The 22,053-nt window shown below is 64.1% G+C and carries 19 protein-coding genes and 1 pseudogene; 11 read left to right on the top strand and 9 right to left on the bottom strand.

Annotated features, from left to right (window positions below; all coding sequences use genetic code 11):
- Window positions 1-30: 30 nt before the first annotated feature.
- A complete protein-coding gene (locus tag HHUB_RS12235; RefSeq protein WP_059057880.1) occupies window positions 31-2,166 on the top strand; it encodes a (Fe-S)-binding protein in 2,136 nt (711 codons plus the stop codon).
- A gap of 78 nt (window positions 2,167-2,244) precedes the next feature.
- On the opposite strand, the gene HHUB_RS12230 is transcribed toward HHUB_RS12235, so the two are convergent.
- The gene (locus HHUB_RS12230) at window positions 2,245-2,679 is read right to left on the bottom strand and encodes a GNAT family N-acetyltransferase (RefSeq protein WP_238323962.1); all 435 of its coding nucleotides are present in this window, start codon (window positions 2,677-2,679) and stop codon (window positions 2,245-2,247) included.
- A gap of 146 nt (window positions 2,680-2,825) precedes the next feature.
- The gene (locus HHUB_RS12225) at window positions 2,826-4,070 is read right to left on the bottom strand and encodes an MFS transporter (RefSeq protein WP_059057879.1); all 1,245 of its coding nucleotides are present in this window, start codon (window positions 4,068-4,070) and stop codon (window positions 2,826-2,828) included.
- 230 nt (window positions 4,071-4,300) lie between these two features.
- On the opposite strand from HHUB_RS12225, the gene hemB reads away from it, so the two are divergent.
- The 8 genes from hemB (at window position 4,301) to HHUB_RS12185 (ending at window position 12,696) form a co-directional block, all read left to right on the top strand.
- Window positions 4,301-5,287, top strand: a complete 987-nt coding sequence (gene hemB, locus HHUB_RS12220) for a porphobilinogen synthase (RefSeq protein ID WP_059057878.1) — start codon at window positions 4,301-4,303, stop codon at window positions 5,285-5,287.
- A 733-nt stretch (window positions 5,288-6,020) separates the two neighbouring features.
- Window positions 6,021-7,358 carry a glutamate-1-semialdehyde 2,1-aminomutase gene (gene hemL / locus HHUB_RS12215; protein ID WP_059057877.1) on the top strand — a complete coding sequence of 446 codons (1,338 nt, stop codon included), beginning with the start codon at window positions 6,021-6,023 and terminating at the stop codon, window positions 7,356-7,358.
- 31 nt (window positions 7,359-7,389) lie between these two features.
- Window positions 7,390-7,857, top strand: coding sequence for a hypothetical protein (locus HHUB_RS12210; protein WP_059057876.1), 468 nt, complete (start codon window positions 7,390-7,392; stop codon window positions 7,855-7,857).
- Between the two features lie 32 nt (window positions 7,858-7,889).
- Complete coding sequence (locus HHUB_RS12205; RefSeq protein WP_059057875.1) at window positions 7,890-8,411, top strand: hypothetical protein; 522 nt, start codon at window positions 7,890-7,892, stop codon at window positions 8,409-8,411.
- A 205-nt stretch (window positions 8,412-8,616) separates the two neighbouring features.
- Window positions 8,617-9,801 carry a hydroxymethylbilane synthase gene (gene hemC, locus HHUB_RS12200; protein ID WP_059057874.1) on the top strand — a complete coding sequence of 395 codons (1,185 nt, stop codon included), beginning with the start codon at window positions 8,617-8,619 and terminating at the stop codon, window positions 9,799-9,801.
- Window positions 9,798-10,529, top strand: coding sequence for a uroporphyrinogen-III C-methyltransferase (gene cobA, locus HHUB_RS12195; RefSeq protein ID WP_059057873.1), 732 nt, complete (start codon window positions 9,798-9,800; stop codon window positions 10,527-10,529). Before hemC ends, cobA begins: the two co-directional genes overlap by 4 nt.
- Entirely contained in the window at window positions 10,526-11,251 is a 726-nt protein-coding gene (locus HHUB_RS12190; protein WP_059057872.1) for a uroporphyrinogen-III synthase, read from the top strand. Before cobA ends, HHUB_RS12190 begins: the two co-directional genes overlap by 4 nt.
- A gap of 41 nt (window positions 11,252-11,292) precedes the next feature.
- Window positions 11,293-12,696, top strand: a complete 1,404-nt coding sequence (locus HHUB_RS12185) for a single-stranded-DNA-specific exonuclease RecJ (RefSeq protein ID WP_059057871.1) — start codon at window positions 11,293-11,295, stop codon at window positions 12,694-12,696.
- 826 nt (window positions 12,697-13,522) lie between these two features.
- Here the strand turns inward: HHUB_RS12185 and HHUB_RS12180 are convergent.
- From HHUB_RS12180 to HHUB_RS12175, 4 genes and pseudogenes are all read right to left on the bottom strand, one after another.
- Entirely contained in the window at window positions 13,523-15,337 is a 1,815-nt protein-coding gene (locus HHUB_RS12180; RefSeq protein ID WP_059057870.1) for a transposase, read from the bottom strand.
- Between the two features lie 366 nt (window positions 15,338-15,703).
- Window positions 15,704-17,734 (bottom strand): hypothetical protein, encoded by a 2,031-nt coding sequence (locus tag HHUB_RS16680; protein WP_157534003.1) that lies wholly within the window; start codon window positions 17,732-17,734, stop codon window positions 15,704-15,706.
- Window positions 17,734-18,657, bottom strand: a complete 924-nt coding sequence (locus tag HHUB_RS16675) for a hypothetical protein (RefSeq protein WP_157534002.1) — start codon at window positions 18,655-18,657, stop codon at window positions 17,734-17,736. The genes HHUB_RS16680 and HHUB_RS16675 overlap by 1 nt, the downstream gene beginning before the upstream one ends.
- Before the next feature lie 217 nt (window positions 18,658-18,874).
- Window positions 18,875-19,485 (bottom strand): annotated as a pseudogene (locus HHUB_RS12175) (IS6 family transposase); the annotation flags it as partial.
- Between the two features lie 252 nt (window positions 19,486-19,737).
- Here HHUB_RS12175 and HHUB_RS12170 point away from each other — a divergent pair.
- Both HHUB_RS12170 and HHUB_RS12165 read left to right on the top strand, forming a co-directional pair.
- A complete protein-coding gene (locus HHUB_RS12170; RefSeq protein ID WP_059057869.1) occupies window positions 19,738-20,067 on the top strand; it encodes a DUF5783 family protein in 330 nt (109 codons plus the stop codon).
- A gap of 63 nt (window positions 20,068-20,130) precedes the next feature.
- A complete protein-coding gene (locus HHUB_RS12165; protein WP_059057868.1) occupies window positions 20,131-20,484 on the top strand; it encodes a NifU family protein in 354 nt (117 codons plus the stop codon).
- Between the two features lie 69 nt (window positions 20,485-20,553).
- Here the strand turns inward: HHUB_RS12165 and HHUB_RS12160 are convergent, their stop codons facing one another.
- From HHUB_RS12160 to HHUB_RS12150, 3 genes are all read right to left on the bottom strand, one after another.
- A complete protein-coding gene (locus HHUB_RS12160; RefSeq protein WP_059057867.1) occupies window positions 20,554-20,847 on the bottom strand; it encodes a DUF7130 family rubredoxin-like protein in 294 nt (97 codons plus the stop codon).
- 96 nt (window positions 20,848-20,943) lie between these two features.
- The gene (locus tag HHUB_RS12155) at window positions 20,944-21,405 is read right to left on the bottom strand and encodes a hypothetical protein (RefSeq protein WP_059057866.1); all 462 of its coding nucleotides are present in this window, start codon (window positions 21,403-21,405) and stop codon (window positions 20,944-20,946) included.
- Window positions 21,405-22,022 (bottom strand): DUF7344 domain-containing protein, encoded by a 618-nt coding sequence (locus HHUB_RS12150; protein ID WP_059057865.1) that lies wholly within the window; start codon window positions 22,020-22,022, stop codon window positions 21,405-21,407. The genes HHUB_RS12155 and HHUB_RS12150 overlap by 1 nt, the downstream gene beginning before the upstream one ends.
- Between the last annotated feature and the right edge of the window lie 31 nt (window positions 22,023-22,053).

Here is a 22,053-nt window from a genome sequence, read left to right as displayed (position 1 = left end):
TTTATGCGAATCGTGCCCACGGTTTGAGGTATGTCTTCGTTCGTGCTCGCGCAGGCCGGGACCGAGACCCGGCCGACGTTCTGGCGCATCGGCCACGTCGGCGAGGCGCTGTTCTACTACCTCGCCGCGGTCGCCGTCGCCATCTTCCTGTTCGGCGTCTACCGGCGCTTCGCGACGTACGCGCGCGGCGCCGACGACCCCATCGACCGACTCACCGACCTCCCCTCCCGCGTGCTCACCGCCGCGAAGCTCGTCGCGTCCAACGAGAAGCAGTTCGACCGCGACCTCTACGCGGGCGTGATGCACACGTTCATCCTCTGGGGGTTCCTGACGCTGCTCATCGCGACCACCATCCTCGGCATCGACATGGACCTCTGGACGCTCGTGCTCGGCCAGCCCTCCTTCTTCGTCGGCGACTTCTACCTCGCGTACTCGTTCGTCGCGGACGCGATGGGCCTGCTGTTCGTCGTCGGCGTCGGGATGGCCATCTACCGCCGCTACTGGGTGCGCTACGGCCGCCTCTGGGGGAAACACATCAGCACCGAGGACGACCTCTTCGTGTGGACGCTGTTCCTGCTGGGCGTCGGCGGCTACGTCACCGAGGGCGTCCGCATCCTCGGCACCAGCGCCACCCGCGACGTCTCCTTCGAGACCGTCTCGTTCGTCGGCTGGTTCGTCAAGGACGTGCTGCAGGCGGCGGGCGTCACCGCCGACGCCGCGGCCGCCGCCTACCCCGTGGTGTGGTGGAGTCACGCGCTGCTCGCGCTCGCGTTCGTCGCCAGCGTCCCCTACGCCAAGCCGTTCCACATGCTCTCCAGTTACGCGAACCTCGTCACGCGCGACGAGGACGCCGGCCGCCGCCTCCCGCGCGTGCCGGAGGACGCCAGCCCGGAGGAAATCGGCCCCTCGGAGATTGAGGACTTCACGTGGAAGCAGCTGCTCGACCACGACGCCTGCACGAAGTGCGGGCGCTGCTCGTCGGCCTGCCCCGCGAAGGCCGCCGGCCGCCCGCTGGACCCCCGCGACGTCATCCTCGACCTGAAATCCTACCGCGAAGGCCTCGAAGCGGGCGACCGCGAGGAAGTGGACATCGTCGCGGACGGCGGCACCTCAGTCGTGGACGCCGAGACGATGGAGTCCTGCATGTCCTGTATGGCGTGCATGGACGCCTGCCCGGTGGACATCGAGCACGTCACGCAGTTCACGGAGATGAACCGCCGGCTCACCGAGTCCGGCCAGATGAACAAGAACGTCGAGGAGGCCGTGATGAACGTCTTCCAGAAGGGCAACACGTTCGGCGACCCCGACCGCAAGCGCCCCGACTGGACCGAGGAACTGGACTTCGAGGTGCCCGACGCCCGCGAGCAGGACGTGGAGTACCTCTGGTACGTCGGCGACTACCCGAGCTACGACGAGCGCAACCAACACGTCGCGCGCTCGCTGGCGAAGGTCTTCGAGGAGGCCGGCGTCTCCTACGGCATCCTCTACGAGGACGAACAGAACGACGGCAACGACATCCGGCGCGTCGGCGAGGAAGGCCTCTACGAGATGGTCGCCGAGGAGAACATCGAGGCCTTCCAGAACTGCGACTACGAGAAAATCGTCTGCACGGACCCCCACTCGTACAACACCTTCTCGAACGAGTACGAGCAGTTCGGCTTCGAGGACGGCGACTCCGTCTACCACTACACGCAGGTCGTCGAGAACCTCGTCAATCGGGGCGCGCTCGGCCTCTCCGGCACGGAGTTGGACGACACCGTCACCTACCACGACCCCTGCCACCTCGGGCGGTACAACGGCGAGTTCGAGGCGCCCCGCGAGGTCGTGCGCGCCACGGGCGTCACGCTCGACGAGATGCCGCGCAACCGCGACGATTCCTTTTGCTGTGGCGGCGGCGGTGGCGGCCTCTGGATGGACTTCGAAGAGGAGACCAAACCCAGCGAGGAGCGCATCCGCGAAGCCCTCGAAGACACCGACGCCGGTCCCGACGTGGACCGCTTCGTCGTCGCGTGCCCGATGTGCATGACGATGTACGAGGACGGTCGGAAGACCGGCGGCTACGAGGACGACATCGAAATCACGGACGTCACCGAACTGCTCGTGGAAGCAATCGAGGCGAAGAACGAGCGGAGCGGTGCGGGCGCGACGAGCGCGGCCGCGGACTAGTAGCGTCACCGAGCGCAGCGAGGTGACGTCACCGCGAGCGGCGGAGCCGCGAGCAGCGCGGTCAACTGACGGAGCCCGTCAGTTGTCCAGCCACTCCTCGTCGAGCAGGCCGTAGGAGTACGCGTCCACGTACTCGCCGTCGAGGATGGCGTCGTCGCGGCGCTGCCCCTCGCGCTCGAAGCCGAGCTTCTCCAGGGCCTTCCACGACGGCTCGTTCGGGACGAGCACGCGCGCGTCCACCTTGTGGAAGCCGCACTCGCCGAACGCGTAGTCGAGGAACAGCTCCGTCCCCTCCGTGACGTAGCCGTTGCCCTGGTGCTCCGGCGCCACCCAGTACATGAGGTTGCCGCGCTCGCCGGGCGAACTCACCCAGCCGAACGCCACGACGCCCACCGGCTCGGGGTCGCCGTCCTCCCCCTTGACACAGATTAAGAAGTAGTAGTCCTCGTCTTCGAGCATCTCCGCGACGTCCTCGACGGACTTGATTGTCGTGTCCGTCAGCGGCACGCGCACGTCGGGTGGTTGCGGCCGTACTGGATGAACTCGTGGTCCTCCTCCTCGATGGGGTGCAGCGAGACGGTGTCACCTGTCGCGAACGCTGGTCCGGGAATACCCGAGGGTGACGCCCGCCAGCGGTTATAGGTTCGCTGAAACTCAGTTCACCACTCGGTGAGTGCCTGCGCGCCGTGCGAGCGCACGAGCACCGCAAGGAACGTCGCGACGCCGGTGAGCGCGAACGCGCCGCCGACGTAGAACGCCCACTGCATCCCGAACTCGGCCATGAGGTAGCCGCCGAGCACGGGCGCGAGCACGCTCCCCGGCCGCCAGACGAGTTCGCGCACGCCGAATGAGGAGGCGATGCCCTCGCCGTCGATGCCCTCGTCGGCGAACAGCGCCATGCTCGCGGGCTCGCGGAACGAGTCCGCGACGCCGAGCAGGCCGTTGGCGGCGACGAGCGGCACGAACGCCGTCGAGGCCGCGCCCAGCAGTGGGAGCGAGGACGGCATCCCGAGCGCGCTCCCGATGGCGGGCGTGAACGGGACGACGAGCGCGACGAAGCCGTAGGCGGCGCCGCCCGCGGCGACGAACAGCGACCGGCCGTAGCGGTCTGAGAGCCGGCCCGTGAACGGCTGGAACAGCATGTTCGTGAACTTCTCGGCGCTGAGCACGACCGCGAGCACGGTGCCGCTGTACGCGAGGCCGCCCTGCGCGGCGGTGACGCCGGCGAAGACGGCGACCCACGACCGGACGAGCGTGACCGCGACGGCGTACTGCGCGCGGAAGCTCGTGAGCGTGAGGATGCGGCCGTTCAGCGCGAGGTCGCTGAACGGGAACCCCTCGATGCGGGTGTCGTCGGCGTCCAGCAACACGAGCACGGCGGCGAACGCGACGACGAACAGCACCGCGAGCACGTAGAAGACGGGCTCGAAGCCGTAGCGGTCGAACAGCACGCCCGCCGAGGCGAGCCCGAGCAGCGACGCGGCGAGCCGCCACGAGTTCGCCTTCCCGATGTAGTTCGCGCGCGTCGCCGGGGTGGCGAGTTCGCCGACCAGCGAGAGACTCAACAGCCCCATCCCGGTCGCGAGAACGCCCTGCCCGCCGCGGACGGCGACGAGCTGCCACGACGTCTCGACGAGCGTGAACGCCAGCGAGACGACGACGCCGAACCCGAGCAGCCCGAGGAAGATGGCGCGCTTGTCGTAGCGGTCGCCCGCCCACGCCAGCGGCACGACCACCAGCGCCTGCGTCGCCGTGAAGCCCGTGTAGAACAGCCCGAGCATGATGCCCGAGGCGTCCAGCGCGTTGGCGTACTTCGGGAGCAGCACGGAGAGCGCGCTGAACCCGAACCCGCCCGCGAACCGCGAGACGTACAGCGAGTAGAGTTGGAGTCGGTCGCTGTCCACAGTCGCGGGTAGACTGGGTGGGCAAAGACGGTTGTGGAACCGGGCGGCGACGTCGTCTCCGGAGACGCCAAAGCCGATAGTATCAGCCGATGAGACGACCGCCACCCTTGGCGGATTGAAAGGGCGAGGGCTTTCAGGTAGTAACGACCACGCCGTCAGCTTCGTCGCAACAACTGAAGACGGGCGCCGGTTCCGCGAACCCTTTTGGCTCGCGGCTCCCAGACACGTGCATGAACTTGACGGACCGACCGCGGCGGCTGCGGCGGGACGGCGTGCGCGGGCTGGTCTCGGAGACGACCCTCGAACCGACGGACTTCGTGGCGCCCGTCTTCGTGGACGCGACGACCGACGAGCGCGTGCCCATCGAGTCGATGCCGGGGCACGAGCGCGTGCCACTCGACGAGGCGGTACCGCGCGTCGAGGAGGTGCTCGAAACGGGCGTGGAGGCCGTCATCGTGTTCGGCATCCCGGAGTCAAAAGACGAGCGCGGGACGCGGGCGTACGCCGACGACGGCGTCGTGCAGGAGGCCGTGCGGCGCATCACGAGCGAGACGGACGCGTACGTCATCACGGACGTCTGCCTCTGCGAGTACACGAGCCACGGCCACTGCGGGGTCTTGGAGGAGCACGCCGACGACGACCCCGACCTCACGGTGAAGAACGACGAGACGCTCGACCTGCTGGCGGAGACGGCGGTCTCGCACGCGGAGGCGGGCGCGGAGATGATTGCGCCGTCGTCGATGACCGACGGGATGGTCGGCGCCATCCGGGAGGCGCTGGACGACGCGGGCTTCGCGGACGTCCCCATCATGAGCTACGCGGCGAAGTACGAGTCGGCGTTCTACGGGCCGTTCCGGGACGCCGCGGACGGCGCGCCCGCGTTCGGGGACCGCCGGCACTACCAGATGGACCCCGCGAACCGCCGCGAAGCGAGTCGAGAAGTCGCGCTCGACGTCGAGCAGGGCGCGGACGTGCTGATGGTCAAGCCCGCGCTCCCGTACCTCGACGTCGTCGCGGACGTCCGCGAGAACTTCGACCGGCCGGTGGCGGCATACAACGTCTCCGGCGAGTACGCGATGCTGCACGCGGCCGCCGAGAACGGCTGGCTGGACGTCGAGGAGACCGCCCGCGAGTCGCTGCTGTCCATCAAGCGCGCGGGCGCCGACCTCATCATCACCTACTTCGCGGAGGACGTCGCGGCGTCGCTGACCGAGTAGCGCGCGGCTCGCGGGCCGCTTTGCTCACGGTTCCCTGTGGTCGCCGTCTTCTCGCGGGCTTCGCCCGCTCGAATGCTCCGAGGGACTCCGTCCCTCACTACGCTCGACCGCGCGCTCGCTCCACCGGCCGCAGCCGGCAATTCTTGCGCCAACGTGCGTCCAGTCTCGACGGCCGAACGCCCAGTAATCTGTACGATTTACGACCTTATATGGACTAAATCCGCTTGTAATTCGAGCGCTCGTCTACCCTACGCGAACAGAATACTACGAACGTCAAGCAAACTTTTACATACCTCCCGGTCCTGTCACTGAACTGTAGATGCGTGAAACGAACGCCCCGGCTTCGAATCTGGGAGTGGACGTGCGTACATCCATAACGCCTGTGTCAGCCACGCCCGGATTCGACGGCGGACCCACCCGAAACCCGGACTGTGTGCTCGCGACCCCGACGGGGCCGCTCTCTCGGGCAGTCGTGCCCCGTCTAGGGTCCGCCGCCGGCGGCGTCGGCTCGCGCATCTCCACGGAGGTGATACAGTGACACGACCGGAGTGCCTGTGACCACAGTGGACTGTGCTCACCGTGTGTGCGCCGGCCCCACCGCTGTCGGACTGTGCTCGCTGGCCGGCACCTTTTGCGGTTGCCGTTGCGACTCGTTCTGTGTGACCCCGACTCCGTAGCGACGCCGAACGCGTAACCCGCCAGCTATTTTCACGGACCCCCCTAACCACGTCGTATGAACCACGAGACGTCACGCGACCTCTACGACCGCGCGCTCGACGTGCTCGTCGGCGGCGTGAACTCCTCGGTGCGGGCCGCCCCGCAGCCGTACCCGACGTTCGTCCGGAAGGGCGACGGCGGCCACGTCGTCGACGCGGACGGCAACCGCTACGTCGACTGGGTGATGGGACTGGGCCCGCTCCTGCTCGGCCACGACCTCCCCGAGCCCGTGCAGGCGGCGATTCAGCGCCGCACCAGCGAGGGCCCGATGTACGGGATGCCGACCGAACTCGAAGTCGAACACGCGGAGTTCGTCGCCCGCCACGTCCCCAGCGTCGAGATGCTGCGGTTCGTCAACTCCGGCACCGAAGCCACCACCTCCGCGGTCCGGCTCGCCCGCGGCTACACCGGCCGCGACAAGATCGTCGTGATGCAGTCGGGCTACCACGGCGCCCAGGAGTCCACGCTCGTCGAGGGCGACCGCGAGGAGCGCGGGCCGTCCAGCGCGGGCATCCCCGCGGAGTTCGCCGAACACACGATTCCCGTCCCGTTCAACGACGAGGACGCGGTTACGGAGGTCTTCGAGGAGCACGGCGACGACATCGCCTGCGTGCTCGTCGAACCGCTGCTCGCGAACAAGGGCATCGTCGAACCGGTCGACGGATACCACGAGACGCTGCGCGACCTCACCGACGACGCCGGCGCGCTCCTCATCTGGGACGAGGTCATCACCGGCTTCCGCGTCGGCGGCCTCGGCTGCGCGCAGTCGAAGTACGGCGTCACGCCTGACCTCACGACGTTCGGGAAGATAATCGGCGGCGGCTTCCCCGTCGGCGCCATCGGCGGCCGCACCGACATCATGGAGGCGTTCACGCCCGTCGGTGACGTCTTCCAAGCCGGGACGTTCTCCGGCCACCCCGTGACGATGGCCGCGGGGCTGGAGACCCTGCAGTACGCCGCCGAGAACGACGTCTACGAGCACGTCAACGGCCTCGGCCGCAAACTCCGCGAGGGGCTCTCCGAAATCGTCGCCGACCAAGCGCCCGAGTACACCGTCGTCGGCACGGACAGCCTGTTCAAGGTGCTGTTCACGCGCCGCGGCGACGCCCAGTCCGGCGCCTGCGCGGACGGCTGCGAACAGGACCCCGACTGCGACCGCTTCGACGCCTGCCCGAAGAACGGCGCGGACGTCGCCCGCGGCGCCGTCGAGCGCTGGAACCGCGTGTTCCGGCCGCAGATGCTCGACGACGGAATCCTGCTCTCCCAGAACCAGTTCGAGTCCCAGTTCGTCGCCTACGGCCACACCGAGGAGGACGTCGAACGCACGCTGGAAGCCTACCGGAACGCCCTCTAAGCTTTTCTGCTCCCGCCGCGAACGTCCGGCCATGTCAGCCACGCCCGCCGCGGACGCATCCGCCGACGAGCGAACCGACTCCGACCCGGACTCGAACTGGTGGTACTGGGTCGCCGCCGTCCCCGTCTACTACGTCGTCGGGACCGTCGTCGGGTTCCTCGTCGGGGTCGCCATGTTCGTCCTCGCCCTCACCGGCGCGGGCACGATGGACCCCGGAACGATGGACCCCGGGATGATGCCGATTGGCGTCGGCTTCGGGTTCGCCGGCGTGTTCCTGCTCGCCGTCCTGCTGGGGGGCGTCGGCCTGCTGTTGTCGGTGGTGTTCCCGCTGGCCATCTACTACGACGCGACCGCCGTCGCGGACGCGCCCGGCTCGTGGGACCCCGACCCCGCGCTCTACGGCCTGCTCGGGCTCGCGGGCCTCGTCGCCCAGCCGCTCCAGGTGCCGCTGGCCGTCTACTACCTCTACAAGCGCCGCGACTCGGTGGGCGTCCCGTGAGCTACAAACGCCGTGACGCCTAACGCACGGTTATGAGTGAACTGCGCGTGGACTCGCGGTGGTGGTACTGGGTCGCCGCCGTCCCGCTGGTCACCGCTTTCTGGGTTGTGTGTTCGGCGTGGACGTACGTCGTCGTCCAGCTCGTCCCGGAGGCCGTCGTCGCGGACGCCGGCGACGTGCTCTCGCTGCCCGCCGTCGCGCTCGGCATCCCCGCGCTCGTCGCCTTCCTCGCGATGCCGCTGGCGCTGTGGATGGACGGCCACGCAATCGACGACGCGGGCGGCGACTGGCCCGGCGACGACTTCCCCGCGCCCGGCATCGCCGTGCTCGCGGACGTGTTCGTCGTCGGCGGCAGCGTGTTGCTGTTCCGCGGGTCGACCGTCGGCGCGCTCGGCGTCGTCGTCGGCGCGGGACTGGGCTCGTGGGTGGCGATTCGGTACCTCCGCGAGCGCCGCGACCACGTCGCCATGCCCGCCTCCTTCTGGGAGTGGCGCGACGAACTGCGCGCGGGCGACCGCAGGGAGCGCGCGGACCGAACGAGCGGGAAGCGGTAGGCTGGTAGGCGCTCTGTTTCCGTGGTCTCCCTGCGGTCCGCCACACTGCTCGCGGGTCGCTACGCTCCGCGTTCGCGCTAACGTGGCCTCGCTGCGCTCGGCCACGCGGCTCACTCCGTTCGCCGTTCGCCATAACGTGGCGCGCCGCCGGCGCGCCACGCATGCAAACGCAGGGGGTTTCAACCCAGCGCGCGGAGTGTGACGTATGACCGACGCGATACGCCTCGCCACCCGCGGGTCGGACCTGGCGCTCCGGCAAGCCGGCGAGGTCAAGACCGAACTCGAGGACCACCGCCACGACGTCGAACTCGTCGAGGTGGAGACGACCGGCGACCGCGTTGACGACGCCCTGATTCAGGACCTCGGGAAGACCGGCGCGTTCGTGCGCTCGCTCGACCGGAAAGTCCTCGACGGCGACGTGGACGCGGCTGTCCACTCGATGAAGGACGTGCCGACCGACGTGCCCGACGACCTCGTGGTGGCGGCGGTGCCGCGGCGCGGGAACCCCGCGGACGCGCTCGTCACGCCGAACGGCACCAGCCTCGAGAACCTCCCGGCGGGCAGCGTCGTGGGGACCGCGAGCCTCCGCCGGGGCGCACAGGTGCAGGCTCACCGCCCCGACCTCGAAGTGGAGCCGATTCGCGGGAACGTCGATACGCGCGTGGAGAAACTGCTCGCGCCCGCGCTCCAGGACGAACACGAGCGCCGCACGGAAGCCGAGAAGGAGCGCATGAGCGAGGACGCCCGCCAGCAGGAGCGCGGCGACTACGAGGCCAGCGAGACCGTCGAGGAGGGCGTCGAGAACCTCGACAACGAGAGCGACGACGACAGCGAGAGCGACCGCGACAACCGACAGAACGCGGAGTTCGACCAGACGGTCGAGGAGTGGTTCGAGTCGCTGTCGGTGCTCCAGCAGTCCGCGCTCGAACGCGAGGTCGACACCGAGTTCGACGCGGTCGTGCTCGCGCAGGTCGGCCTCGAACGCACGGGCCTGACCCACCACGTCCACGACGAGGAACTCCCGACGAACACGCACGTCCCGGCGCCGGGCCAGGGCGCGCTCGCGATTACGGCGCGCAAGGATAGCGATGTCGCGGACGCGCTCCGTGACGCGCTCGACCACGTGCGCTCCCGGGTGGAGACGACGACCGAGCGCGTCATCCTCGAAGAGGTGGGCGGCGGCTGCATCGCGCCCATCGGCGTGTACGCGCTCGTGCAGGGCGACACCGTGCGGGCGGACGTCCAAGTGTTCAGCCGGGACGGCACCGACCAGGTTGGGGAGACGCGCGAACTCGACGTGGAGAACTACGCCGCCGAGGCCCGCGAGTTCGCGGCGGACCTCCGCGACCGCGGCGCGACCGACCTCATCGAGGAGGCCAAGCGGGAATGACCGGGACCGTCTACCTCGTCGGGAGCGGCCCGGGCGACCCCGAGCTGTTGACGGTGAAGGCCGCGCGGCTCCTCGAAGACGCGGACGTGGTGCTCCACGACAAGCTCCCCGGCCCCGAGATTCTCTCCGAGATTCCCGAGGACAAACGTGAGGACGTGGGCAAGCGCGCGGGCGGCGAGCGCACCCCCCAGTCGGAAATCAACGCGCGGATGGTCGAACTCGCCCGTGAGGGGAACGACGTCGTCCGCCTGAAGGGCGGCGACCCGTTCGTGTTCGGGCGCGGCGGCGAGGAGATGGTCTACCTCGCGGAGCGCGACGTCCCCTTCGAGGTCGTGCCCGGCATCTCGTCGGCGGTCGCGGCGCCCGCGGCCGCGGATATCCCCGTCACGCACCGCGACCACGCCTCCTCCGTCTCGTTCGTCACGGGCCACGAGGACCCGACGAAGGAGGAGTCCGCGGTGGACTGGCAGGCGCTGGCGGACACCGGCGGCACCATCGTCGTGCTGATGGGCGTCGGCAAGCTCCCCGACTACACGCAAGCACTCCGGGACGCGGGGATGGACCCCGAGACGCCGGTCGCGCTCATCGAGAAGGGGACGCGTCCCGGCCAGCAGGTCGCCACGGGCACCCTCGACAGTATCGTCGAGGCGCGCGACGAGGCCGGCATCGAGCCGCCCGCAGTCACCGTCATCGGCGGCGTCGCGGGCGTGCGGGAGGAGACGCGATGACCGGGCCGACCGTCGCGGTGTTCCGGCCGGACGACGACCGCCTCGCGGACGCGACCGACCTCCTCGAATCGCTGGACGCGGAGCCGGTCCCGGATCCGATGCTCGCCGTCGAGCCGACCGGCGAAGTCCCCAGAGACGATGCCGACTACGTGATTCTGACGAGCAAGACGGGCGTCGAACTCGCCGCCGAGGCGGGCTGGACGCCCGGCGACGCGACGCTCTGTGCCATCGGCGAATCGACCGCCGACGCCTGCCGGGACGCGGGCTGGACGGTCGACCTCGTGCCCGCAGAGTACACGAGCGCCGGGCTCGTCGCCGCGCTCGAAGGCGAGGTCGACGGCGCGCGCGTGGAGGTCGCGCGCTCGGACCACGGCTCTGCGGTGCTCACGGACGGCCTCGACGACGCCGGCGCGTACGTCCACGAGACGATTCTCTACGAACTCGTCGTCCCTGCGGAGGCCGGCGACTCCGTGGAACTGGCTGCCGACGGCGACCTCGACGCCGCGCTGTTCTCGTCGTCGCTGACCGTCGACCACTGGCTCGACGAAGCCGAACAGCGGGGCATCAGAGAAGCCGCGCTCGCCGGCCTGAACGACGCCGTCGTCGGCTGCATCGGGCCACCGACGCGCGAGACCGCCGAATCGGCGGGCGTGGACGTGGCCGTCGTCCCCGACGACGCGGACTTCGAGCAGCTGGCGCGCGCGGTCTGCGACGAACTCTGAGGACCGGCAGTTTATACGCGAAGCCGCGCTACGTCCTCGTGATGGACGCTCCGGTCCCGGAACTCCAAGCACGGGCGGCAGCGTGCGCGGACGCACTCCGCGACGCCGACTCCGTGCTCCTCGCGTCGCACATCGACGCCGACGGCCTGACGAGCGCGGGCATCGCCGCGACCGCGCTCGAACGCGCCGACATTCCCCACGACGTCGTCTTCTCGAAACAGCTCGACGACGAGGAAATCGCGGGCCTCGCGGCCCACGACCACGACACGGTACTGTTCACGGACTTCGGGAGCGGACAGTTAGAAGCAATCACGGAACACGAGCGGTCGGGCGACTTCACGCCCGTCATCGCCGACCACCACCAGCCCGCCGACGCGGACACGCAGTTCCACCTGAACCCCCTGCTGGAGGACGTTGACGGTGGGAAGGAACTGTCGGGTGCGGGCGCAGCGTACGTGCTCGCGAGAGCTCTGCTCGGTGAGGACGCGACCGACCTCGCGGCGCTCGCGGTCGTCGGCGCGGTCGGCGACCGGCAGACCGTCGACGGCGAACTCGTCGGCGCGAACACCCAGATTGCCGCCGAGGGCGTCGAGGCGGGCGTGCTCGACACTGCGAAGGACCTCGCGCTGTACGGCACGCAGACGCGGCCGCTCCCGAAACTGCTGGAGTACGCCAGCGAGGTGTACGTCCCCGGCATCACGAACGACGAGAACGGCGCCGTGCGCTTCCTCGACGGCCTTGACCTCGAACTCCACGACGGCGGCAACTGGCGGACGTGGGCGGACCTCTCCCACGACGAGCGCCAGACGGTCGTGAGCGCGCTGTTGAAGCGCGCGGTCCGCCACGGCGTCTCCAGCGAGGACGTGACGAAGCTTGTCGGGCAGACGTACACGCTCACGGCCGAGGAGCCCGGCACCGAACTCCGGGATGCCAGCGAGTTCTCCACCCTCCTCAACGCGACGGCGCGCTACGAGCGCGCGGACGTCGGGCTCGCGGTCTGTCTCGGCGAGCGCGGCGAGCCCCTGGAGGCGGCCCGCGAGCTCCTGCGCGAACACCGCCGGAACCTCTCAGAGGGCCTGTCGTGGGTGAAACGCGAGGGCGTCACCGTCGAGGACGACCTCCAGTGGTTCCACGCCGAGGACCGCATCCGCGAGACCATCGTCGGCATCGTCGCGGGGATGGCGCTGGGCAGCGACGCCACCGAGAGCGACCGCCCGATTATCGGGTTCGGGTACAAGAACGACGAGGAGACGAAAGTCTCGGCGCGCGGCACGTCGCGGCTCGTCGACCAGGGCCTCGACCTCTCCGAAGTGATGAGCGAGGCGTCGCAGGCCGTCGGCGGCGACGGCGGCGGCCACACGGTCGCCGCGGGTGCGACTGTTCCTCGCGGCCGCGAGCAGGAGTTCCTCGACGAAGTCGGCGACGTGCTCGCCGACCAGCTGTAACCGGCCTGCGGCCGGGTTTCTTCTACGTAGCGTCGTTCTACCGGCGACCAGCGACCGCTTCGCTTTGCGAGCAGTTCGACGTAACTCACCGCACCGACCACATTCTATATCGTAGAATAGAATTTACGACCGTCGTGTGGGTGACAGTATAGGGGTTGTGGGGTGTGGCGGAGTCTCGGCGCGCTGGCGACGCAGAGTGTGTCTCTACGACGGGCAGCACTGTCATCAGACAAGCTGTGGCTGCTGATGCCCCGGCGACGACTCAGGTACCTTGGCCGGCGTTCGGCAGTCACGACTCAGATTTCGGGGGCTTCTCGCGTTCACGACCGAGTCGAGTCGTCGGCTGGAGTCGGCGAACCGACAGCTGGCGTTCTGTTGTCTCTTTCGTGCGAGCCACAATCCGGCACAGGTGTGGCGCTACGTGCGCGCGTGCGACAACCCTTGTTTCGCGGCTCTCGCATACGATTCGGCTCCTCGATAGCGTTGCCCTCGATAATTCTGCCCACCACGGAGGGTCTCCTCGTCGGTCGTACGGCTCGGTGCTCGGTGGTCGAGCCCCGGCGACCCGTCGAAGCGGCGCTTCACCGAGTCGCACGCCACTCGATAAATCCTATTCTGCGATATAGAAACACTTCTTCTGATGTTGCGAAGATCCCTCTATGATGCACAGGTTTCACTACTAAGGTAGTTGAAAGAAGCGTCTGCGTAACTCTCAGAACGCGCTTCTGAGAAACCTATCAGATAGCGTTTAGAAAACCGCCGGAGAAACCGCAGTCAGGACAGCGCCGCCGCTCACAACCGACGCGAGCCTAGGAGAAACAAGGGGTTAGTCCGGCGGATCGAGGCCGTAATTCTTCTTGGCGAACGTCAGGAACGAGTTCGATGAGACGGACGGCCCATCTTTGACCTCGCCGTTCAGTTCCAGTTGGACCAGCACGTCCACGAGCCGCCAGCAGTTGTACAGCACGCAAGCGAACGCGAAGTTGAAGTACCGGAACCGGTGGTCCGGCGTCTTCGTTTCCGCGAGGAACTTCTTCACCTTCTTGAACCCGTTCTCGATACCCCACCGCCGCTTGTACTTCGACATCAGCCGCCCGATCTGGTGCTTCGTCTCCCGTTCGTCCTCGGAATCGACATCCACCCACGGCAGGTTCGTCTCAAACGGCACCGTCGGCGCGTCCACACGCGTCGGCTCCTCGATCTCCTCCTTGTCCGCTACGTCATCCAGAAGGCTGCTTAGCGGCGAATCACCGTCACGGTTTTGGGATAGCGGCGTGGCGTCGCCGACGTCTTCGAACTCCTCCAGGAGCTCCTGTCGAATCGTCACGTCCGTCCCGTCGTTGTCCTCGTCTTCGCGCTCCCATTCCCGCTTCGGGAGGTAGACTGCATTCCGCGTCGGCCCGTCGTCTAGGCGCTCCTGCTCGACGACGTCGAAGTCCTTCTCGGAGTTGGCGAGTTTGGCGATCTGGTGTTCGTGGTCGCTACTGGAACGCACCGTCGCAGGGTTCAGGTAGTGGACGTCGTGGTCTTCGCAGACGTCTTTGATACCGTCCGGGTCGAACTCGCGGTCCATCATCACGAGGTCGAGGCCGGGCACTATGTCGGTCGCGCCCTCCAAGAGTTCGTCCACGAGGTCCTCGCGTTTCTGGCCGCGCTGCACCGGGACGGCGTCGAGAATAAGCGGGACGTCGTGGCCGACGAGTTTGATGACCGCCCACTGGAAGAACGGGCCGTCGTCGCCCTTGTAGCCGAGAATCCAGTCTTCTTGATTCCGGCCTCTGTGGTCGCGTTCAACGTGCCCGCTCCACGGCTGGCCTTTCGTGATGTCGATGGCCGCCATCTGCTTGCGCCCCATCCTGTCCTTCGATTTCGCGCGGGCAACGAGCGTGCGGCTGGTCTCGCGGAGCATCGTCCGGATGCGTCCCACGCCGAGGTCGGTGGTTTGGAGGCGGTGAGAGTCCCCGGACGGCGTCCGGTCCCGGGTGGTATCTTCCGCGAACGACTGCGCGCCGTCGTTCGGGTGCATGTCCGTCCGCATCCCGAGGTAGGACTGTTGCTCCCAGAACGCGCCCTCGGGGATCGACGCGTTGTGTGCGCGGTTGAGGTGGAAGCAGTCCTCGACGATGGGCTTCGCGCCTTTCCAGACCTCGCGGGCTTTCTCGCGGGCGAGCGTGTCCTTGCTCTTCGACCGCGTAACAGTGCCCGTCGGTTGGTCAGGGAGGAACTCGGGTTCGGGCGCGGGGATGTCGTGGTAGCGGGCGATGTCCACGACGACCTCCGCGGCCGTCCGAACGGCCTCTTGGACGTCAGCGAGGCGGTCCTCCCACGCCCGCCACAGCGTGGACTGGTCGGGGATGTCATTGAAGCCCAGCTCGCTCGTGAGGAACGGCTTCGCTTTGAGGTACGTGTGGAGCGCCGTCGAGTTCTTCCAGCCCTTTACACAGCGGAGCACGTGCGCTCGGAAGACGGCTTCCCAGGGCTTCGGGTCGCCCTGTTCGTGGTCGTAGGGGTCGTAGAACCGAACGTACTGCGCGGGGATCTCGGCGACGAGGCCCTCAAGCGTGACCGAGCGGTCGTAGCGGACCTGTTGCTTGCGGGGATACGATTTGAGAGCGCCATCAACCATCTCCCGGAACGTCATGTCGAAGGCGTGCGCTTCGACTAAATCTCCGGTTTTCGTGGTGAAGAGTCCCTCTACTTCGTAGTCTTTGGGTGTAGATGCGTAGCCGGCGTTGTCAAGACGCGTCGGTGGTCCGAGACGCGTCCATCGTGACCCTGTCGGGGCCTGCGCCGGGCGTGTTGTCACTACTCGCTGGTTACTTCGGCCTCATATATAAAGCTCCAGACTGAAAACGAGTCATCCTATCGAATGGCTACTTCAGCCTGGTTTCCGCATATTCCACTAGATAACATTCGGACGGTACTCAGGACAAACGTGGACCCGCCCTTTTGCGTGCATAGTAGTATTCCAGTTTCTGGTTGTGATCGTCTCAAACCCCAGTCTGCTTTAGTCTGAGCCCGCTCTCTTGATAGCTACTCCAGACAATTCTGTGCTGTCAACAGCAAACTCATACTCATACTCCACAGCCACCATAGGCCGACCACTCCCATACTCAAACTCAGGAACGTCGTACTGGTCAACAAGTTCTTGAATATTGTCATCCTCGTGTGCTATCGTTATACCCAGCGGTGACCCTTCTCGAATCAGTTCTGTCCACGAAACAGCTTGGAGTTCATTCAAAACAATTGCATTATATCCTGCATGATCGATACTATGGTCCATTATTACGGGTGTATCGTCCAGTCTGAAACTCGCTCTAAGAGATTGGCTTTCGTTTCTGTCCGGTCGCGTAAACCGATCATGTGAGAGATATTCCCCGAAAGAGATGCCAGGTGTGGTGAGAATTACAGCGTTTTCCAACTCACCAAGTTGGTCAACGGCGCTGAGTAGCCGCTCAGGAAGATTCTCAAACTCTTGAAGCGGTTCAATCTGAAGTGATGATTCATTCACGGTTCGGTTCATCACAAGAGATAGGAGCGGACGAACGCGGGGGCTCGAAGCCATATGGAAGGATTGGAAGGTTGTGAAACGGGATTTCGGGACAAAATCCAGAAAGGAAACATCTTCGCTGTCAGCTGAGAGTTGACTTACCTGGCTTAAAGAGTTGAAACTGTCAAGTGCGATCCGTAGCTTAAAGTCAGAAGTAAACGATTCTACCGCTTCTTGTTTAAATTCCCGCACCTTCTCACGTTCCGGAGTTGCCTCTCGAATCTCGTCGAATTCTTCGGAACGAAATTCATCTTTTGCAATCGAATGAGCTTCGATAAATGCTTCTTTTCCACGTTCCGTGAACGAAACTCCAAATTGCTGTTGCCAATCTTCATATCCGGTTTCTAATTCCGAGACACGGTCCGCTACTGATTGGGATCGAGCAGCGACAGAATCCGTTACTGGAACTGGTGTCTCACCCTCTTCAAGCACTGCATCAATCGAGCTATCTGAGATAATAAACGGACCAAGGAACGAGTAGAAATCGAGCAACCACGATTGTATTGACGAACTGAACGACCAGGACTGTTTCATCGGGGAGACCTCAGCATGACGACCAGAATCAAGAAGACGGTCGTCCTCCAGAGAGATACTGAAGTATACCTCAGAAATCGTGCTGAGACCCTCCTCCTGATAGTCCTCGTGAATTAACTGGGTGAAGATGTCAGAGAAGAACCGAGAGGAAATATTTTCTTCTCGGTACTGCCTGAACGCCCAAGCAGCAGCCGCGAACCGATACTTCGACAATCGATCGACTAATTGGTCGAAATAGTCTCGACGATGTTGCTCTAAATCAGCATCGTCGATCTCATAATGACTGCCAATCTGGGGCCGTTCCCCGTCATCCAAGTCTGAATAGGCATCAATATGTGATTGCGCCGAGATGCCTGTATCTTGGAGGTCAAATCCCTCCCAACAGATATTAAAGAGATATCCGTCCTCCTCGTCAATAGCATTAAGAAATAGTTTCCAGTATACGTCTACAATAGCGTCCCCAATCCCACTGATTCGTGTTATTTCATCTTCAGTGTCGGCACGTGTTAATTCTGAAGGCATTCTATTCATCGGCGTCGCTAAATTATCCATCAAGCGGTCGATAAACTGTGGAGGCGGTGAACCGGATTGAGAGCCTATTTGGTATGCTTTGAAGAAGGTGTCTGGTAGCTGCTTCCCGATAATTGAATTCGATTTAGTAAGGGTGGTTGAAAGAAGGGCCCCTTGTGAATTCAAAATCTGGGTTGTGAAGGTTTGAGTCGGGTGATTCAAGCCATGTGCACAAAGGAGTTCAAAATCATCGACGACCGTTTGTGTGATTTGGTTTGCTGCAGATTTATTGATGCTAGTGGTAGATGCCGTCTTTGATATGAGTTCGTTAACGATGCCTCGATAGCGTTGCAATACCTCCTGTAGACCTCGACTATCGCTCTGGTCGATTGCTTGGATGCATTTTCCAACAAGGAATTTGAGATTTGAAGTTGTGCTTTTCATTAATAGAGGGCCTCCTGAGTCCGAATAGCGTTAGTCAAGGAACGTTCAACGCAGTCTACCTCCGAACCACTAATATCACCGCGTATTGCCATAATCGGTGGATTGTTCCCGACGTTCATTCCGATATGTGGGACAGACTCAACATCGTATCCTCTGTCCTGAATATCAGCAGCCAATGTCTGTATCTTTGTTAGGTGGATATCAGATATCTCTCCTGTGAGCTCTAAATCAGAAGCCCGGATAACAGTAATTGGCTCGTCTAAGTATGCAGTCACGGGCATGGAGTTACTGGTCCCGGTATAGGATTTGAGGATTTTTGTCATATAGTCATGTCTACTAGGAGCGAGCTCCCGGTCCAGCCGTAGACTTGCGATCTTGTCGTTCAAATCTAGATCCTCATTATAGACAAGATACCCGAGAGTACGTCGGAACAAGACAAAAACGAGTACAATCGTTGTGATTGAAAGAAATGTAACGATGAATCCATCTGTCGTTGTTATTTGGTTCATGGCCTGATCACTACCTGAATTCGGTCCCCAACCTTGAGAGAGAAGAAGGCCAGATGCGATAGTTCCGAAGAGAGCGAAGCCAATAGTAAATAGCGAATGAGTATACCGGATAGCGGTTCGTAGTTCAATAGTATACGGTGAGTCACTGATGAGAGATTCCCAGAGGAAGACAGCGATGACGAACGCGAAAGAGACAATTGTGGCTTGAACTTGCCAAAATGTTTTGAGGAGATCGGCATTGAACGGTGACAGACCGATAATATATACTCCGTTTTTGGCCGCAGAAGAGCTTATGTAGGCAACAACGGAGACGAAAGAAATAGCAAGTATTGCGATAAGTGCTTGGCCGACTGTTCCCCGCTGTCCAAACACCTCATATGCCAACTCAAGCGTCTGCCGAAGCTGGTACGCCAAATTGGCGTTTGGCTTCGTAGGAGGCGAAAACGTATCCTCTAGGACACGAAAACGGACTTGAGTGGCTAACGAATCTCGTGGGTCCAAGAACACCCCTAACCACACTCTGATAAACCAATATCCCAGCAAAAGTAGGAAACCAATAAGAACCAATCTCAAGATAGGCACTACTACATCCTAACACGCTAGTAAAATAAAGATAGGGTGTCATAGAACAGTAGTGCATAAACTGTTCAAGCCACTCGCGGACGCTTCGCCGACTGCCCACCCATGAGTTGTGGAAGCGGTCGACACGCATTTTGAGGGTGTGAAACCACTTTTCGATCAGGTTTCGGTCGGTATAGTTGATCCTGCCGCTCAACCTTACTCGAGCAAGGGCAGTCCGATAGCCAAATTAATCGACGAGGAACTCAGCATTAGAGAGATCGTGCTTCTCGTGGAGTTTCTGCAGAAACGCAGCTGCCGGATCGGTGCCATGTCGGCTAAACAGCGCAACGTCAAGAATCAGTTTTGTGTCGATGTCTATTGCAGCGTACAACCAAGGCCACTCGCCGTTGATCTTGACAGCGGTCTCGTCGATGGCGACCCGCCGACGGCATCGCCGTCGCGGGTCGCATTCGCTGTCAGCCAGCCGATGTATCCAGTTCCACACGACCCGTGAGAGATTTTAACGCCCAATTCCGCGAGAATCGTTGTTGTCTCTCGAAGCGAACAGCCGGTCGCGTGGAGGCGGACGGCGAACGCCCTAATGGGTGTCGCCGTCCGCTCACGCTCCCAAGATTCTTCTAAATCCGCCGCGAAGCACTCGCTGAGCAGGTCTGCGAGCACCCTAGCCAACTCACTCAACGACCTGCTCACTTCTCAAACTGGCCTAACTAGACAGTGCCTTACTGATTATCGTCTCGCTATTCTGAGAAGTCCATCGCGTTCACTTGCGAACAGGGGGCCCCAGAGACTGGTCAACCCCACGAGTTATTGCCCACGGACCTGTGCATCATATCCTATCTTCAGAACCCGTCACTTCTTTCGGGCCCGCGGCTACCGACGGGCACTTCAATCTGACACGGCAAACAGAGACTAATGAGCGACCTGACGCCGGAGGAGTTCGAGGAACAGAAGTACGTCGACTACTTCCCGAAGCTCCAGACCGCGTACAAGAGCGCCTTCGAGACGATGAACGAGTCCTTCGACTCGGACTTGGTCCACGGCATCGACCAGACGATTCTTGCCGAGAGCGAGCCCCACTACGAGGGCGACGGCGAGTTCACCGTCGACCTCCCCGACGACCCCCTGAGTAAGCTCGACGGCGTCGTCGCCACCGACGAGAAGACCCAGCACGTCCTCGACCGCTACCTCGAGGAGCTGCGCGGGGAGCTGCGCGCGCAGTTCGGCGTCGGCGAGGACGCGTAACTGCTACCGGGGCGAACATCTTGCACCACAGGAGCTAAGCCACACGAGCACCAACGGGTTCTCATGAGCACCGAGAGTCAGAGCGGCGACGACCTGGAGGAGCGCGTCAACAACTTCCTCCGCCGGAACTTCCCCCAGATTCAGATGCACGGCGGCACGGCCGCCATCCAGAACATCGACCGCGAGGAGGGCGTCGTCGACCTCCAGCTCGGCGGCGCGTGTTCGGGCTGTGGCATCTCCCCGATGACGATTCAGGCCATCAAGTCCCGGATGACCAAGGAGATTCCCGAAATCGACGCCGTCAACGCCGACACCGGCATGGGCGGCGGCGACACGGGCATGAGCCCCTCGTTCCCCGGCGAGGACGCCGACGGCGAGGATGTCGAAGAAGACGAAGGCCCGCAGGCCCCGTTCTAACGCCGACCTTCCCTTCGTTTTTCGCGGTGCCGAGCGACGGCTTCGCCGTGGAACCGCCGAGAGACGACGTCAGTCTTCAGTCCAATAGTAAATGGCTTCCTTCTCGACGCCGCAGTTCGGACACTCCTCGGGGAACGACTCCTGGAGGTCGCCGAGTTCGCCGCACTCCGAGCACCGCCACATGAGCTCGGCTTCGCCGAATTCGTGGCCGGCGCGCTCGTGCTCGATGGAGAGCGCGTCGACGCCCTCGCGGGTCGTCACGAAGAAGCCGTCCTCGTCGAAGCCGCGAATCGTCCCGAGTTTCTCGCCGTCGTCGTCGTAGACGGCCGTCCCGAGGCCGACGCTGGGTGGTTCCCCACTCATACGTCGTCGTTCTCCGGGAGCCCTGATAAAATCAATTGCCGCCGGAGGCGTCCGTGACGGGCGCTGTCATCCGGTCGCCCGCGAGCGCTCGCGCGGTCACGGCTGACTGGGATTGCAGTCGTGTCGGCGTTTCTCGACGACTGTGGCGGTGACGGTCGCGTCGAACGCGTCGGCGGTGGCGTCGACGGTCACCTCGCGGGCTTCGAACTGTAACGAGTACTTCTTCGTCTCGCCGACCGGTATCACCCGACTCGAATCGTCGAGGTCGCCGTCGTTCCCGCCGTCCCCTTCGATTCCTTCGACGACCACTGGCGTCGAGTACTGGTTCGTCACGGTGACGTACACGTCGGCGCTCCCGGCACCGCTGCCGTTCCCGGTCTCGTTCTCACTGTGTGTCGGAGCGCACGCGGTGACGCCGACGTACGCGCTCTCGCTGTCCACGACGCTCACGGAGACGCCGCGCTCGGCGCTGACGCTCGTGAACCCGAGCGTCCCGGTGGCGAGCACGCTCACCGCGGCGAGCGCGAGCACGATGCTGGCGACCCGTGACCCGTTCATCACTCTCGAAGCTCCGGTGGTTCGTCACTCGCGCCGATGCGTTGCCCGCGCGCGTAGTACGTGTGCGCGACCGCTGAGACGCCGAACATCGCCGTGACGGCGACCCCCCACGCGACGTCCGGCAGGACCGCGAACGGCCACGTCCCGGTCCAGACCGCCGCCATCAGCGACGCCGCGACGCCCGACAGCCCGAGGTAGTAGACGCTCCACGGAATCTCGTGGCCCTGCACGACGTCCATGTAGACCTCGACGTCGTCCAGCGACTCGGTGGGCTCGACGGTGCCGCGGTTCTTGTCGAAGTCCACGACGCCGGCGTCGTCCATCATCGGGAAGTGCGACTGCTGGAGCGCGGTGTAGACGCGCTTGCGCTCCTCGTAGGACACCTGCTCGACGTCGACGCCGTACTCCCACGCGGCGACCTGCTCGGCGACGTCCCCGAGTTCGACGGAGCTGTCCTCGTCTTCGAGCGCGTGGACGGCGTACCGCCGCCGCCGGTTCGCGAGGACGTCGAACAGCTCGTCTTCGGTCAGCGGCTCAGTTACGGTCTCGTCGCTCGGTTCCCCTTCCCCCGTGTCGGCGGGCTCCCCCTGCCCCCGATGCTGTGACGCGGATGACACGACGAGTGGTGCTAACCCACTACGCCATCAT

The sequence above is a fragment of the Halobacterium hubeiense genome, from assembly GCF_001488575.1.
GTDB lineage: Archaea > Halobacteriota > Halobacteria > Halobacteriales > Halobacteriaceae > Halobacterium > Halobacterium hubeiense.
The sequence above is the reverse complement of the archived record's forward strand: the minus strand, read 5'-3'. Positions and strand labels throughout refer to the sequence as shown.